11 protein-coding genes are annotated in these 15,548 nt (G+C 56.3%); 8 read left to right on the forward strand and 3 right to left on the reverse strand.

All coding sequences use genetic code 11. The annotated features are described in order from the left end of the window. Positions 1 to 180: 180 nt before the first annotated feature. Positions 181 to 1,485, forward strand: coding sequence for an amidohydrolase family protein (locus K5Q35_RS21930; RefSeq protein ID WP_220801370.1), 1,305 nt, complete (start codon positions 181 to 183; stop codon positions 1,483 to 1,485). Next, positions 1,482 to 2,261: an HpcH/HpaI aldolase/citrate lyase family protein gene (locus tag K5Q35_RS21935; protein WP_220801371.1), complete on the forward strand. Its 780-nt coding sequence runs from the start codon at positions 1,482 to 1,484 to the stop codon at positions 2,259 to 2,261. Before K5Q35_RS21930 ends, K5Q35_RS21935 begins: the two co-directional genes overlap by 4 nt. A 79-nt stretch (positions 2,262 to 2,340) precedes the next feature. Here K5Q35_RS21935 and K5Q35_RS21940 read toward each other — a convergent pair whose 3' ends face one another. Together K5Q35_RS21940 and K5Q35_RS21945 are read right to left on the reverse strand one after the other, a co-directional pair. Next, positions 2,341 to 3,567: a catalase family protein gene (locus K5Q35_RS21940; protein WP_220801372.1), complete on the reverse strand. Its 1,227-nt coding sequence runs from the start codon at positions 3,565 to 3,567 to the stop codon at positions 2,341 to 2,343. A gap of 210 nt (positions 3,568 to 3,777) precedes the next feature. After that, entirely contained in the window at positions 3,778 to 4,971 is a 1,194-nt protein-coding gene (locus tag K5Q35_RS21945) for an alpha-D-ribose 1-methylphosphonate 5-triphosphate diphosphatase (protein WP_220801373.1), read from the reverse strand. 637 nt (positions 4,972 to 5,608) lie between these two features. On the opposite strand from K5Q35_RS21945, the gene K5Q35_RS21950 reads away from it, so the two are divergent. From K5Q35_RS21950 to K5Q35_RS21970, 5 genes are all read left to right on the forward strand, one after another. Further along, positions 5,609 to 6,745, forward strand: coding sequence for a sugar ABC transporter substrate-binding protein (locus tag K5Q35_RS21950; protein ID WP_013963591.1), 1,137 nt, complete (start codon positions 5,609 to 5,611; stop codon positions 6,743 to 6,745). Between the two features lie 84 nt (positions 6,746 to 6,829). Continuing rightward, positions 6,830 to 8,398, forward strand: coding sequence for a sugar ABC transporter ATP-binding protein (locus K5Q35_RS21955; protein WP_220801374.1), 1,569 nt, complete (start codon positions 6,830 to 6,832; stop codon positions 8,396 to 8,398). Further along, positions 8,395 to 9,450, forward strand: coding sequence for an ABC transporter permease (locus K5Q35_RS21960; RefSeq protein WP_220801375.1), 1,056 nt, complete (start codon positions 8,395 to 8,397; stop codon positions 9,448 to 9,450). The genes K5Q35_RS21955 and K5Q35_RS21960 overlap by 4 nt, the downstream gene beginning before the upstream one ends. A gap of 6 nt (positions 9,451 to 9,456) precedes the next feature. Further along, complete coding sequence (locus tag K5Q35_RS21965) at positions 9,457 to 10,437, forward strand: ABC transporter permease (protein ID WP_013963588.1); 981 nt, start codon at positions 9,457 to 9,459, stop codon at positions 10,435 to 10,437. A 13-nt stretch (positions 10,438 to 10,450) separates the two neighbouring features. Continuing rightward, complete coding sequence (locus K5Q35_RS21970) at positions 10,451 to 11,386, forward strand: SMP-30/gluconolactonase/LRE family protein (protein WP_220801376.1); 936 nt, start codon at positions 10,451 to 10,453, stop codon at positions 11,384 to 11,386. Here K5Q35_RS21970 and K5Q35_RS21975 read toward each other — a convergent pair. Beyond that, complete coding sequence (locus K5Q35_RS21975; protein ID WP_220801377.1) at positions 11,376 to 14,300, reverse strand: calcium-binding protein; 2,925 nt, start codon at positions 14,298 to 14,300, stop codon at positions 11,376 to 11,378. The two genes, K5Q35_RS21970 and K5Q35_RS21975, sit on opposite strands and share 11 nt — an antisense overlap. Before the next feature lie 279 nt (positions 14,301 to 14,579). Between K5Q35_RS21975 and K5Q35_RS21980 the strand changes: the two genes are divergently transcribed. Next, on the forward strand, positions 14,580 to 15,497 hold the full coding sequence (locus K5Q35_RS21980; protein ID WP_220801378.1) for a hypothetical protein: 918 nt from the start codon (positions 14,580 to 14,582) through the stop codon (positions 15,495 to 15,497). Positions 15,498 to 15,548: the final 51 nt, after the last annotated feature.

Here is a 15,548-nt window from a genome sequence, read left to right on the forward strand (position 1 = left end):
ACCTCCGCGCCGATTAGCACAGCCTATATCGGTGTCTGAACGTGACTTCGTTCAGTCCATCAAGGTGTGGAACGTCATTCGCAACCGCGTCTTGACGGGTGGCGTCCGGACGGGTTTGTTAAACATGGCGCAGCGAGCCGTGTCTCGTGCAGGCTGAAAATTCGAGGACCGGAGATTGATATGCGAGAAACCCTCATCTGCAACGCCATGATCTTTGATGGCTCCGGCGCCAAGCCCTTTCCCGGTCACCTGCGTCTTCGTGGAAACCGCATTGCGCAGGTGATGAAAGGGTCGGATGCGGTCGCGCAGGACGCTGACGAAGTAATTGATGCGGGCGGAGCCTTTCTGATGCCGGGGCTGATCGAGGGTCACGGGCACATCTCTTTTATCGATCAGGCAGATCTGATGGACCTCGCGATCATCGGTGTGGAAGAGCACACGCTGGCGACGATGCACAACGCGCGCAAACTGCTTGATGCGGGCTTTACCAGCGTCAACAGCGCCGCCTCTGCCAAGGTTCGCCTTGATGCCGTCATCCGTGACGAAATCGAGGCCGGGCGGATCCCGGGGCCGCGCCTGCGCGCCGCCAGTCCGGAAATCACGGTGACCAGCGGTCTTGGCGATGCCAACAAGATGCATGTCAAACTTCATACTTTCGGCATGGTCGTCGATGGTGAGGATGAGGTCGTATCGGCGGTGCGGCTCTGTATCCGCGAGGGCGTAGACAACATTAAACTGAACATCTCGGGTGATGTGTTCATGCCGAATGCGGATTCGTTTTCCACCGTGATGGCCGAAAACGAAGTCCGGGTCGCGGTTGAGACGGCCCATGCCCACGGCAAGCGCGTGGCGGCCCATTGTCGTGCGGCGGATTCAATCAAACGGGCTGTGCGCAATCGTGTCGACATGATTTATCACTGCGATCATGCGGACGAAGAGGCTCTGGATATGCTGGAAGCGGCCAAGGACTGGGTGCTGACGGGACCTGCTATTGGCGTGATTATCAAATCTATCGAAGCGCTGCAAGGTGCTGACGATCCCGTGCTGCAGCCCCAGATTGACGAGTTGAAAAAACTCTACGACGATAACTGCTGGACCCATGCGGAAATGCGCAAACGCAATATTCCGATCGTGATCGGCGGGGATTACGGCTTTGCGGTTAATCCGCAGGGTACCAATGCCAATGACCTCGTTTACTTTGTCGAGCACTATGGCTTCAGCCCTGCCGAGACGCTTCACGCGGCCACGATGATCGGTGCGCGCGCCATGAACCGACCGGATGAACTGGGTCAGATCCGTGAGGGGTTTCTGGCTGACCTGCTCTTGATCGACGGTGATCCCCTGGACGATATAGCGATCCTTACCGATCCCGCGCATTTCAAAGCGATCATGAAAGACGGAAAATTTCACCAGCAGCGCCGCGATGGCGCGATAAATACTGACCAGGAAAACAGCGGGCGCGGTTGGCTGGCGGCGCAGCAATGACCTCCTTCCATGCTCTTTTGATGCAAGAACAGCTGCCAATCGGCACCTACCTCGGAGAGTTCGCAACACCGGGTATTGGCGACATACTGGCCGCTGCGGGCTGCGAATTCGTGTTTGTCGACATGGAACACAGTGGGTTTTCTTTTCAGACCAGCGCACAGATTTTACGCAACCTTCATGGGGCCGGTCTGGCTACCATGCTGCGCGTCCCGTCCAAGGCGGCTCATCATCTTCAGCGCGCGGCGGATATCGGCGCACAGGGTGTCATCGCGCCGATGGTCGGCACCGCACAAGAGGCCCGCGACTGTATTGCCGCGCTGAAATATGCGCCTGATGGTCAACGCGGCGTGGCGCTTGGCATCGCACATGATGACTTTCGCAAGCGATCTGTCCCTGATGCGATGCGACATGCCAATCAAAAAACCGGTTTCGTGGCGCTGATCGAAACGGCCGAAGGTGTCACGAATTGCGAGGAGATCATGTCCCTCCCAGGGGTGGACGCGATCTGGATCGGTCATTTGGATCTCAGTGTATCCTTGGGCATACCCGGTGACTTCAATAATCCGCTTTTTCTTGATGCGGTCACAAGAATAATGGCGGCAGCCGCTGACGCAGAAACTCCCGTTGGCCGGTTGGTCGGCAGTGCGGAAGAGGCCGCCCGTTGTCACCGCGAAGGGTGCCGCCTGATGTGCTATCTTGGCGACATATGGCTTCTTCAAAAAGCCTTGGGGGAAGGGATTGCAACAATTCGATCCCAGCTTGGCAACAACTCTTGAGAGCTTGCCTTTAAATGGAAGGCTAGAGCATCCAGTTCGCGCTATTTGTTGACCGGAAGGTCTGATGCATCCGTCCGGTTCAGACGCTTCGCCTGAAAGCTGCTGAGGTCGAATACACCGGCTTGCGCAACCGGTTGATCCCACCGAGTGGTTCGAAATCGGCCACTGCATGCCAAGGTGTAAACAGCAGCGGCTTACAGGTATCGACAAGATCTGTTGGCTGGCATTGTGGGTTTATCGTGACTTGCGCAACTTCGGTATGCGTGAACTGATCTTCGTCCCACGCGCGCGCGGCATTTTCGATCATCCCATCGATATCGTTCTTGATGTCTTCGCTCTGCGCGACCTGCACGCGAAAGCTCAGCTTTATGGGGTCATTTTCTGCAACGGATAAAGCCAGCGCTTGCAACAGATAGTCGTCGCCGAAATCTTCGAACGCACTGATGTCCGCCTGCGACGCCATCGCATCAGAATTTATTGGGACCACCGAAAACCGCATCACACGATCATTTCCAAACCGAAACGGTGCTGCGCTGAAATAGGGCGCAAAAAGCGGGTTTCTGACCGGTGTCGCCTGTATTTTCCCAACAACGGCAGCAGCGCTGATCACGCCCTGCATGTCCTCTTCGGCAAACTCCGCAAAGAAGTCGCTGTTCGTTTCGAAAAGCGCGCGCAATCCGGCATTTTGCGGCGGCTCATTTGCGGGTGCGGGCAACAGATTGCCAGACATGTCCATCATGCCCCTTTTCAGCAGTTCGCCGGGCAGAAAGAAAAGAAGCGGGTCTGCACCATCCGCAGAGGCGCAGAGGGCTTGCGTCAGGCGCCGATAATCCCGGACATTGCGAAACGCAAATTCTGGTGTGTTCACCATCAAGAAGTCCTGATTTTGAGCACAACCATCGTCCAAAAGAACGGACTCGCCAACATCAAGAACCTTGATCGCCATGCCGCGGCTGCCATGTTTCAGTAATCTGGCACCAGTCGGATCGTGGCCTTTCTCCAGATCAGCGCGCTTCAGCACATCTGCGTTCGAATATCTTATCTTTGCCTGAAAGCACTTGCCCGGATGCGCAAAAAGCCCAACCTGCAACTCAGCGCTGATGTCGCAGTTCACCGTAAACTCCGCATCGAGGCAGCCATGAGACTTGGGATGGACACCGCGCAGAATTTCATCGTTCTGGATCGACTTTCGCTTGTCCTGTAATTCGACGGTCATGGCGGTGATTTCCTTGCGCCATTTGTCTTCCATTGCGGGAATGCGTTCAAAACTCAGGGGTTCAGTTGAACATCCATCGCGGCGGTCCATAACCTTATCCTCCAAAAAAATTATATAGTTTTCAAAATGAGCGGTCATTTAACACCGCCAGAATACCATCCGCAGGCGTATTTACCAAACGGACCCGAGAACCGGTCTTTGGTCCGGCAGAAAACACCGGAAGTTTTTGGGAACAACGCGCCGTTGCCTCCGCGCATGCTTTTGCCACCTGCGGAGCAGACGACGCCAGCTCAACGGGGCTTAGCTGACCCGGTGGCCCTGAGACCAAACGCCCCGGATCAATGGCGCGTCCCCCGCAAGGGTCACGCGCAACACGTCGCCGCGCAGCCCCAAAGCCAGCCGGCCACGATCAGTGAGCCCGACCGCCATTGCCGGGTTAGCCGTCACACAGGAAACAGCACGCGGCAGGTCATTCCAGACGTCGGACAGCCGAAATGCCGATAGCAGCAATGCCGAGGGCACATAGTCCGATGAGACGATATCCAAGAGACCTTCTTTGGCCAGTTCCATTGCCGATACATTCCCTGAATGCGACATACCCCGGATGATGTTTGGTGCGCCCATCATCACCGCAAGCCCAGAGGCACGGCAAGCCAATGCAGCCTCATACGTTGTGGGAAATTCGGCGAAATGCGCCCCGAGTTTCTGCGATGTCTCAACCTGTTCCGCAGTGGTGTCATCGTGGCTGGCCAGCGTGGCACCATAGCGGTTTGCCTCTGCCACAGCACCGGCCTGATGCTTGGCCCCATAAAGCCGCTGCAATCGTTTCAAATTGGCAACGTGTTCGTCAAAATCGGCATCTGACAAGCCGCGTTTCTTGGCCACATAGGTTTTGAGTGCGTGCAGGTCTCTGAACTGGCGCTGCCCGGGTGTATGATCCATGAGGCTGACGATGCCAACGCGGTCCTCGGGGCCAAATTCCGCCATCTCTTCCAGCAAGGTGTCCGAACAGGTTTCGGCGCGCAGATGCAGGAAATGGCTGATGCGAAAATAACCTGCATCGCGCGCTGCCAATAGTTCAGTGGCGAGGTCGCGGGCATAGGCTTTGTACCTGGCCTTGTTGTTATGGATGGATCCTACGCGCAAGGCGTCAAAGACTGTCGTGATTCCGGTTGATGCAAGTTCGGCATCATGCGCGACAAGCGCTGGTAAATGCGGCCAGTTCACTTCCGGGCGCGGTTCGATATGACGCTCAAGGTTGTCAGTATGCAATTCAATCAGGCCGGGCAGCACATAGTCGCCCCGACAGTCGATTGCACCGGGTGGCACGTCGTCACCTTCCAGAATGTCAGTTACCACACCAGCCTGTACAATTATGCGCCCTGTCAGAACCTGATCCGTCAAAACGAGTTGCGCGTTGGCAAGGCACAGCGGTGCGTGCCCGTCAGGGTGTGGATGCGATGCACCGACCTTTCCTACCAAGGGGGGATTCATGCCATAAGACCGTTTCATTGCGCTGTGGGTTGGGCGTGTCACTATCGGGTGAGATGCCAGATTGCTACCTGAAACGGTGATTTTCGCCAAGCATTCAGGGTGAGGTGATCCAAAGAAAACGGGTGACATTTTGTGGGGTTGCCAGTGTTCTGCAAAACGCCAAGGGTGCATCCAAAACCAGTTTCCTTAAACGGTTTCTTCACAAAGAGCGGTCTTTAAGTCTCGGTCGGGTGAACCTATGAAGTGTCCTGCCGATTTCATGATGATACTGTTTTGGCACCATGCTGATCCGTAGGGTTGCCATTGACAAGGGCATTGATCGTGTCCGGTATCAGTGTACTATCTATCTGTATAACAACGATTCCTTTTTTGATTGAGAGCGAAGCTCGACGAAATCATGGCGAAAAGACAAGAACGTATCAGCGCCGCATTCGCTTGTGGATCCCCGCCCAGCAACAGACTTTCCTGCGGTACATTGGGCATCAACAATGCGCTTCTGACGGGGGTAAAACACGATCGCGATTTCGAATGATGGATCACGCGGCAGCGCAGCACGAGGCGCCGCTGTTGGTCGTGTCAAAAAAAGGCGACTTTCCAAATAAAAATAACCAAAGCTACATCCTGGGAGGATATTGAAATGACACTTAGTCACTACAAAAAAATGTTTGGCGCGGCGAGCCTTGTCGGCGGTCTGCTGCTATCGACCGCTGCGTTTGCAGGGCCGGAGTTCGTGTCTGGCCCGGGTCATGACCCGGTGTGTTTCACGCCTTGGAGCGATGACATCAAATTCATGCAATGGGAGCCGCGCGAAGGGCCGCATAAGGTTGCAGTGGTCAACGGATTTGTTGGCAACACGTGGCGCATTCAGATGATCCAGACCGCAAAAGCCTTTGCTGAGCAGCCAGAGATCGCAGCCCAGTTGGAAGACTTCAAGGTTGTGTCCACCGGAACGGATGTTGCCGCGCAGCTTGGCGCCATCGAAGATTTCATCAATCAGGGCTACGATGCCATTGTCACGATCGCCGTCTCTCCGGAGGGGTTTGACCGGGTGATCCGTCTGGCAGATCGCAACGATGTAGTCGTGGTTCCCTTTGACAATGTTCTCGACACCGACAAGGTCATGCAGGTCAATCAGGACCAACTTGAAATGGGCCGCATGTACGCGCGCTGGCTCATGGAGCAGTTGGGCGATCAGAAATCCGGCAAGATTCTTGAGGTGCGCGGCCTGCAGGGCAATTCCGTTGACCGCGACCGTCACATTGGTTTCCGTGAGCTGATGGAACCATCAGGGGACTGGGACATCGTCGAAGTTGTCGGCAATTGGGATGACGGCACCGCTCAAAAGGTGACCGCAGATGCGATCGCAGTGCACAAGGAATTTGACGCGGTTGTCGTTCAGGGCGGCACGACAGGGGCCGTGCGGGCGATGCTGGATGCGGGTCACCCGCTGGTGCCGATTGCTGGTGAAAGCGAAAACGGGTTTAGAAAACTGCTGGCGGAATACGGCCCGCAGGGCCTGAAGGGCAAATCCATCGGCCAGTCGCCTGGTATGGTTTCAATCGCCATGAAGGCTGCGCTTGCGGCGCTGGATGGTAAGGTGATGCCGCAGTTGGTTTCGGTGCCTATTCCATTCGCTGACTATGACGAACTGGAAGCGGGCAAGAACTACTGGCCCGATCTGACTGACAACTTCTTTACCGTGAATGAATTCCCACCCTGCGGCGTGAACATCACCGCGCGGGAAATCATGGCAAAGACTGCTGACAACGACTGATCTACCTTACAAAGGTGATCTGCTGCATCGCGATGTGACTTCGCGATGCAGCGCTGAAAGACGATGACAGGGTTGAGGGCACGCATGACATCACACGGCCAAGCGGATTTGGGCATGCAGGCGGGGCATTCCAGATCGCATATGTCCTTGACGGGGATCACAAAACGATACGGCGGTGTTACGGCGTTGGAAAACGTGAATTTTTCCTGCGACCTCGGCTCGATCCATGCTGTGCTGGGGGAAAACGGTGCCGGTAAATCCACGCTGATCAAGATCATGTCCGGCGTCGTCACGCCCAATGAGGGGGTGATCAATCTCGCGGGCAAACCTGTCTCCTTTCCCGGCCCATCCGCGGCAAATGCTGCGGGCATTGTGTGTATTTTTCAGGAACTGTCGTTGCTGCCGGACCTGAGCGTTTCGGATAATATCTCGATCGCTGATCCGCCGCGCCGCTTTGGCCTCATCGACAAAAGGGCACAACGCCGCCGCGCCGAAGAGCTTTTGGCAAGGATCGGCTGCGAAGATGTGAACCCTTTGAGCAAAGTGCGCGACCTTGCGTTGTCGCGCCGCCAAATGGTCGAGATTGCCAAGGCGCTCGCAAAAGACCCGACGGTTCTGATCCTTGATGAGGCGACCTCAGCCTTGACCGCATCGGACGTGGACCGCGTCTTTGATATCCTGCGCAAGCTGCGCGATGACGGGATTTCAATTCTCAGTATCTCGCATCGAATGCACGAAATCGAAGCGGTGGCTGACATGTGTTCCGTCTTCCGTAATGGAAAAAACGTCGAGACGTTCAAACAGGGCACGCGATCCGCCGATGAAATCGTGCAAATGATGATTGGTCGCGAAATCTCCGCGCATTTCCCGCCGAAGCCCATGAAGGAACCAGTGCAGGCAGACGCCGCGCCGCCTGTTCTGCAAATCCGGGACTACGGCTGGGAAAACACATTGCGCGGCATCAGCCTGTCGGTGCGCAAGGGCGAGATTGTGGGTCTGGGGGGCCTTGATGGTCAGGGCCAGAAAGAGCTGCTGCTTGGCCTGTTTGGGGTTCTGAAAAACACCACCGGCAGTGTCGAGATTGACGGCAAGCCCGTGCATATCCGCTCGCCCAGAGATGCGAAAAAAGCGGGCATCAAAATCGCGCTTGTACCAGAAGATCGCAAAACTGAAGGGTTGATGTTGCCGATGTCGATCTCGGACAACCTTGCCATTGCATCGCTTGATCGCGTGTCTCAGGGCGGGCGGCTGAACCAAAAAGCGCTTGATACGGCGGTCGGCAAAGCCGTGGAGCGGATGCAGATCAAGATCGGTGCTGAGGGGGATCCGGTGTCCACGCTTTCCGGGGGCAACCAGCAAAAGGTCGTGATCGCAAAGTGGCTTATGACCGAACCGCGCATCATCCTGCTGAATGATCCGACCCGCGGGATCGACGTCGGCACCAAACAGGAAATCTATCTGCTGTTGCGCGAATTGGCCGCCGAGGGGGCCGCGATCATCCTCTATTCGACCGACTATGAAGAGTTGATTGGCTGCTGTGATCGCGTCGACGTCATGTACGACGGGCAGATTGTGCGCGAACTGGCGGGCGATGACATCACCGAACACAACATCATTTCCAGCGCCCTGAACATCAAGGAAGCCGCCCAATGACGCCAACCCGCACGTCCGATCTGGCCATCATCCTGCGACAGCGTGCGCCTTTGCTCACGGTGATCGCGATTTTCCTTCTGTTTTACATCTTTTACAACGCCAACCATCCGCGCGGGTTTTCAACGGCGGTCTATATCCAAAACTCGAACGAAGTCTTTGCCCTTGTGATGGTTGCGATGGCCCAGACCGTGCCGGTGCTGCTGGGGGGGCTGGATTTATCCGTGGGCGCGGTCATGACGCTGGTGAACACGCTTGCCAGTCATCTGTTGTCTGGCAGTCCGCTCCAAATCGCAATGGGGTTTGTCATCTGCCTCGCTACGGGGGCGCTTTGCGGTTTTGTGAATGGGTGCGTTGTGGTCTATGGCCGCATTCAGCCGATCATCGCGACACTGGCGACCGGCGCTATTTTCATGGGTCTTGCGCTGTTTCTGCGGCCCTCTCCTGGCGGAGATGTGGATGGCGATCTGGCTTGGGCGATGACGAATGACCTGTTTGAAATCGCGGCAACTTATGGGTTGTTTGATGATGGCAAGGCGGCGTGGTTCGTGCCGATATCATGGATACCGGTGCCTGCGATCCTTATGGTCGCAGTGGCGGTTTTCGTTTGGCTGCCCTTTGCGCGCTCTGTCACGGGGCGGACGGTCTATGCCATCGGGTCGGGCGAAAGTGCTGCGTATATGTCAGGCCTCAATATAGATCGCGCGAAAATCGCGGCCTTCACATTGGGCGGTTTCTTTGCGGGGATTGGGGGGATTTACCTCACGCTGCAAACCTCTTCCGGGAACGCGGATATCCCGCAGGCGGGGGCCTATACGCTGAACTCCATCGCAGCCGTAGTGATCGGGGGGACATCGCTGCTGGGTGGTGTTGGTACAGCCATCGGCTCCATCTTTGGGGCGCTTGTATTGCGTACCATCTCATTTAACTTTCGCATCTTTGAAATAGACCCTCTGTTGCAGCCTTTGTTCGAGGGCGTGGTATTGCTGGGGGCGGTCAGTATTGGCGCGCTTGGGGTCATACGCATCAAAAACAAACTCGAGCTTTTCCGGTAGGTCCCAATGGCAATAACAGACAACAACCCCCAAGAAAAAAGCCGCTGGCTCTCGCCTGAAAACAAACCGATTGTGATCGCCTCGGGCTTTATCGTTGTGATCCTCGCCATCGGGACAAGCTACACGCTTGCGACGCAAGGCACCGCGACGTTGCTGTCGCCGACCTATCTGCTGCAACAGTTGCAGGTGGGTTCCTTTCTGGGAATCGTTGCGGCCGGCATGATGCTGGTCATTCTGTTGGGTCACATTGACCTCTCCGTCCCGTGGACGGTGGCCGCGGCCGCTATGATGGCCACGGCCGTGGGGGGACCTGCCGCCTTGCCTGTGGGTCTGAGCGTCGGGCTGGCCGTTGGGTTGGTCAATGGCCTCGGGGTTGCCTACCTGCGCATCCCTTCGATGATTTTCACCCTTGGCGTCAATGCGGTGATGCGGGGGTTGATGGTGGCTTATACCGGTGGTTTTGCCCCCCAGACAGCGGCGACACCGCTGATGCAATATCTTGCCGTGGGCAAATTCCTTGGCATACCGGTTGCGTTGTTTGTCTGGGCGGCGGTGTCCGTTGCCGTCGTCTTTATCCTGCGCAAGACAGCAACCGGGCGCTACATCTTTGCCATCGGCAACCGTGAATCCGCGGCCTATCTGGCGGGCGCACCGACGCGCGGTGTGATCGTGATCGCGTTTGGTCTGTGTGGTATGATGTCGGGCCTCGCAGGCACCTTGCTCGCGGGATATTCCACCAAGGCTTATCAGGGCATGGGCGATGCGTTCTTGCTGCCCGCCATCGCGGCGGTCGTGATTGGTGGGACCCATATTCTGGGGGGCAAGGGGCGCTATCTGGGCACGCTTGTTGGTGTCATCCTGATCGTCCTGCTCAATTCCGTTCTGTCGATCATGCAGATGCCCGAAGCGGGGCGGCAGGTGATCTACGGCGCGGTCATTATCCTGATGCTGCTGTTTTACGACCGAGGCGTGCAGGACAGACAATAAAAAGGAAAACGTCATGCTGATGCCAGAATTCGAGGTGATCGACCCGCGTTTCAAACGCTATGTGATGCCTAATGTGCATATGGAAACCCTCTATACCGGGACCCGCTGGGCCGAGGGGCCGGTGTATTTTCCAGCCGCGAAATACCTGTTGTGGTCGGACATCCCGAATGACCGGATCATGCGGTTTGATGAGGTCACGGGTGATGTGTCTGAATTCGCCAAAGGCTGCGGTTTTCACAATGGCCACACGATGGATCCGCAAGGGCGGTTGGTCTCTTGCGAGCATCAGGGCCGCCGGGTCAGCCGCGTGGAAGTCAATGGCTCGGTAACCACATTGGCGTCAGAACATCAGGGCAAGAGGCTCAATTCGCCCAACGATGTGGTCGTAAAGTCAGACGGCAGCATCTGGTTCACCGACCCCACCTACGGGATCGACAGTGAATACGAAGGGGATCGCGCTGACAGCGAGATCGGGGCGTCCCATGTGTATCGCATCGACCCTCAATCCGGTGAAGTTGCGGCGGTGGCCACAGACTTCGTGAAGCCGAACGGCCTTGCGTTTTCGCCTGACGAAAGCCTGCTCTATATTGCGGATACCGGGGCCACACATGTGGAAAACGGACCCAAACACATTCGGGTTTTTGACGTTGCGGGTGATGGCAGCCTGTCGGGTGGCGCTGTTTTTGCGGAATCGACCAACGGACTTTTTGACGGGTTTCGCGTTGATCTGGATGGTAACATCTGGACGTCCGCCGGGGACGGCGTGCATTGTTATGCGCCGGATGGTGATTTGATCGGTAAAATCCTGACGGGTGAAGTCGTAGCCAATGTGGAATTCGGCGGGATCAAGCGCAACCGTCTTTTTATCTGCGCGACCACCTCGCTGAGGGCCGTTTACCTGAACACGCAAGGATGCAGTAATATCCGCCAAAGACGGTTCAGAGGATAAAGTCGCTGGCGCTGTAGTCATTGAATGAGACCGATGGACCATCTTCAATCCACACAACAAAGTCGATTGTTTTGTCATCATCATCCAATGCAAAGACGCGCGTCTGACCACCGAAAAACGAGACCCAGAGCGCACCAGCGCCAAACGCAAAGCCATCTTCACGCGTCGCAACCCCGAGGAAAGTAAAGCTTTGATCTCCATTGCCTGCCACGGTGATGTCCGCGTCAATGCCGGACAGATCAATCACGTCACCGACAGCGCTGCCAGCCCCTTCGAAGTCTTTGATGACATCCACGGACAACTGTTGGGAATCGGACGTGTCATCGAACACAAATGTATCGTTTCCTGCGCCACCGTGCAGGATATCGCGGCGCGCGCCGCCAGTTAACACATCATCGCCCGTGCCGCCCCACAGCCTATCATTGCCATCGCCGCCCAAAATGAGATCGTCGCCGTCGCCGCCGAAAAGAACATCGTCGTCATTCAGCCCGGTGAGGAAATCATCCCCGTTACCACCGCGCAATGTATCGTTTCCGTCACTGCCAACGAGCGTATCTGCGCCCTCTGATCCGACAAGCAAATCATCACCGGTGCCGCCAAAGACAAAATCGTCGCCATCGCCACCATAAAGCTGGTCGTTGCCCTCACTTCCATCGAGGTTGTCGTTGCCAGCCCCCGCATACAAGGCATCATCCCCCGCGCCACCGGTCAGGAAGTCATTTCCGAAGTTGCCCAGAATTATGTCATTTCCGCCGTCTCCGACGAGGTTGTCATTGCCTGCCTTGCCGACAATCACGTCATTCCCTTCACCGCCGGAGATTTCATCGTTACCCTTCCCGCCGAAAAGACGGTCGTTGCCGTTGCCGCCCTCAAGGGTGTCGTTGCCGTCCTCGCCAAAGAGGATGTCGTCGCCATCCTCGCCGAAGAGGGAGTTATCCCCCCCACGTCCGAAAATCTGATCGTCCCCCGCACCGCCGCCGATGCGGTTATCAACGTCCGTACCAGACAAAACGTCATCACCTGACCCGGTGAACAGGTTTTCGAAGCCGTCGAAGATGAATAAGTTGCTCTCCAAATACCCATCGTAAAGGTCAATGGTGAAGTCAAAGTCGCTTGCTGAGGCGTCTATCGTATCAACACCTTCGCCCCCTCTGATATAAGAGGGAAGTCCACTGCTGATAATGACCGTGTCGTCGCCGGATTCTCCGGCAGCGAAGTCATTGCCGGACGTTATGATCGTGTCGTTCCCTGATCCGCCATTAACGTGATCTGCGCCGGCACCGGCGAAAACGGTATCATTGCCCCACTCGGCCAAGATCGTGTCATTTCCCGCGCCCGCGTAAATTACATCGCTACCCGCCCCGCTAACAATGAGATTATCACCGTCAGTGCCGGTAATCGTGTCACTGCCTACGCCCGTGAAAATGTCTTCGAAATTGATAAACGATTCAACCGGCACCGCCGGTGCGCCCGCGTAATCTGTTTCACCGGTAATGAGGTTTACCGTGTAATCCCCGCGAAAACTGGTCGTATATAACCTGTCCCTGCCGCTTCCCCCATCGAGGAGTTCAAAGTCGCCGACGAAGGTATTCGCACTGGCATACAACGTGTCATTACCGCCGCCACCGAAGAATGAACCGCTGCCGGATGAAATAATTACATCTCTGGCGGACTGGCCTAAAACCGTATCGCCTTTTTCCCCCGCACGTATGTTTGTGTCATCTGTGGGACGGGACGTGAACAGATCGGTTTGAAGGAAATTGGCCCTGATGACGTCGGGGGCACTTGTCTCAATCACGTTGGGGCGCGGATCCCAGATTGATGCGAAGACTTCGGAATCTGATCCGAGCCAGGCAAACAAGAGGCGGCCGTCGGCGGTCAAACTGATATCGAGGTGGCTGGTATTGGTGTCCTCAATGGTAAAGGCAGACCCCTCAGTGCCACCATTAGCCCAAAAATTGCGGGCGATCACATTGCCGGTTGTGTCGTCGTTCCAAGCCACGACAAAGCCGCCGTTTTTCAGTGCTGCAATGACAGGTTGGTTCTGCTCTGCTGACCCGGAAGCGACGGTAACCGTGCGTTCAAGCACGCCAGCGTTCGAAAAAATATTCGCAAACACATCGCCGTTAAGCTCGTAGGTGACAACAAAACGGTTGCCGCCGAGGCTTGCGACGGACGGATTCGTCGCATTAGCGGCAATGGCACCGCCAAGAAGGACATTGTCCCCCAAGGGATTGGTGATCGAAAGCGCAAGGCCAGTGTTTCCGGCGTCGCTCTCTTCGTAAACAGTAACAAAATTACCCTTTCCCAGCACCGCAGAATCGCCCAGCTGCGTGACACCCGCGCCGTTCTCGGCTGCGGCGAATTGCGATCCAAGCACGCCGTTCTCATCAATGATGCGCGCGTTGACGTCTGTGTCCGCGCCGATGGCGTCTTCGTAGGTTACAAAGACGCTGTCCTCGGAGTCGATCAGATTGGCAATGATCTGCGGGTTGCGCAGGGCACTCTCGGATGCGATGGTGAGTGCGCTGCCCGCATCGGGGTGGGGGTCGCCGTTAACGTCGAACCGCTCAAAGACAACGGATGAGTGATCGGGGGACGAGAGGTCATTGACGAGGTAGGTCATGACAAAGCCATCATGGGTCGCCGCCAGATCAAAATCGGTCTCATCGTCTGACGTCGAAAACTGGTTCAGCTGAAACGCCTCGCGCACGATGTGGCCTTCGACATCAAATATCTTGGCAACGATATCTGTTCCGGGGTCCGTGCTAATCAGGCCATCGGCGCTTTCTGTCCACGCGACGACGAAACCGCCACTGGCCAAGCCCATAATTTTTGGGCTTGCTTGAGAGCCGCTCCCGGCGGGACCCGTGTTGACTTGAAATTCGTTTAACCACTCTGTTGGCGTCGGCATAAATAAAATCCTGAATTGGTTAACACACTGTGGTCCGGCGCAGGCTGCTTAGTCAACGATGCTGTCTTTTTTAGTGAAGCGGGCCGGGTCGTCTGCTACGCTGGCCCAGGGCAAAACCGCCTACAGGCGTTCTTTTGCGCATCCACATTAGTCAAACCTGCAAACACCGGTTAGGCAAAACCCTCAGTCCGGTCGTGATCGCATCTGCAAAAAAAGGTCAAATTATTGGACGGCAGGGGTCTCGAGCCTTAGGTTCCTCCGAAACCAAGGAGGAAATATTTGCGTTTTTGGATCATCAGCATCTGTCTGACCCTTTTTGTCGTGACACCTGTGGCGGCGGACAGAGCCGCCTATGTCCACCTTGCCCGGCTTGGTTGGAATTACGAATTGCGCACCACGATGATTGGCAGGGACATGTCCATCCCGATCCATATTCATGGCCGCGATCTGGCCGGGGCCAGTCTGTGTATCGTCGGTGAACAGCCTCACCCTCATTCTCTCGCGACGATCAACGCATTTCGCGATCTGTCCGAACATGTCTTTGGCAAACCGCTGACCATGCGCCACGCAGGGAACGACGCCAGTGGCTGCGGGTCTGGTCGCACGGTTGTCTTGCGGCTCTATTCCGGGCATCCGCCAAATCGCGCCTTGTCCTCTGACCTGAGCTGGATGAACCAGACCTACGAACTGGGGTTGCCGGAACGACGGCAATACGCAGTAAGCTCCCCGGCCATGGCGCAAACATTCTTCGGCCGGCGCGGGCAGGGGACCCATATCATGGTGAAACAGCCTGCCCGTACCCGCCCCGGTATGCTGGAGGCTGCGTTCTACAAATCCATTCTGGTTGAGGAGCTGTTTCAATCCTTCACCTTCGGGATGGATATCCTGCTCTTTGATCCCAATGCGGGCTTTCAGTCGAAGCTGCAGGAAACGCCTTTGCGGATGGACCGGCTGTCGTGGGAATCGTCTGACTTCATGCGCGCCATGCTGCGTTCAAACCCCGCAGGCCTATGTGCGTTCGATGTTTTCATGATGCACGCGGTGGCTCAGACATCGGTTGATCAGACGGTTGACCCACTCTTTATCGAATTTATTGACCGTGAGTACGAAGTGTTGCTTGCGCAGGCCGAATTGACCATGGCGGATGACAGGTTTGCCGCCGTTCTGGCACCGGGCTGTCAGCGCAGCCCGATCTGAGGTTAATACCTTCGGGGGTATTTGCGGGCAGGGTCTATGCCGCTACCGTGA

It is taken from the genome of Roseobacter sp. OBYS 0001 (assembly GCF_019654895.1).
Taxonomy (GTDB): Bacteria; Pseudomonadota; Alphaproteobacteria; order Rhodobacterales; family Rhodobacteraceae; genus Roseobacter; species Roseobacter litoralis.

What these genes read in the sequence shown, in the direction of transcription:
- K5Q35_RS21930 (WP_220801370.1), top strand. Translation starts at nt 181, where the DNA reads ATGCGAGAAACCCTCATCTGCAACGCCATGATCTTTGATGGCTCCGGC.
- K5Q35_RS21960 (WP_220801375.1), top strand. Translation starts at nt 8,395, where the DNA reads ATGACGCCAACCCGCACGTCCGATCTGGCCATCATCCTGCGACAGCGT.
- K5Q35_RS21955 (WP_220801374.1), top strand. Translation starts at nt 6,830, where the DNA reads ATGACATCACACGGCCAAGCGGATTTGGGCATGCAGGCGGGGCATTCC.
- K5Q35_RS21950 (WP_013963591.1), top strand. Translation starts at nt 5,609, where the DNA reads ATGACACTTAGTCACTACAAAAAAATGTTTGGCGCGGCGAGCCTTGTC.
- K5Q35_RS21975 (WP_220801377.1), bottom strand. Translation starts at nt 14,300, where the DNA reads ATGCCGACGCCAACAGAGTGGTTAAACGAATTTCAAGTCAACACGGGT.
- K5Q35_RS21965 (WP_013963588.1), top strand. Translation starts at nt 9,457, where the DNA reads ATGGCAATAACAGACAACAACCCCCAAGAAAAAAGCCGCTGGCTCTCG.
- K5Q35_RS21945 (WP_220801373.1), bottom strand. Translation starts at nt 4,971, where the DNA reads ATGAATCCCCCCTTGGTAGGAAAGGTCGGTGCATCGCATCCACACCCT.
- K5Q35_RS21970 (WP_220801376.1), top strand. Translation starts at nt 10,451, where the DNA reads ATGCTGATGCCAGAATTCGAGGTGATCGACCCGCGTTTCAAACGCTAT.
- K5Q35_RS21935 (WP_220801371.1), top strand. Translation starts at nt 1,482, where the DNA reads ATGACCTCCTTCCATGCTCTTTTGATGCAAGAACAGCTGCCAATCGGC.
- K5Q35_RS21940 (WP_220801372.1), bottom strand. Translation starts at nt 3,567, where the DNA reads ATGGACCGCCGCGATGGATGTTCAACTGAACCCCTGAGTTTTGAACGC.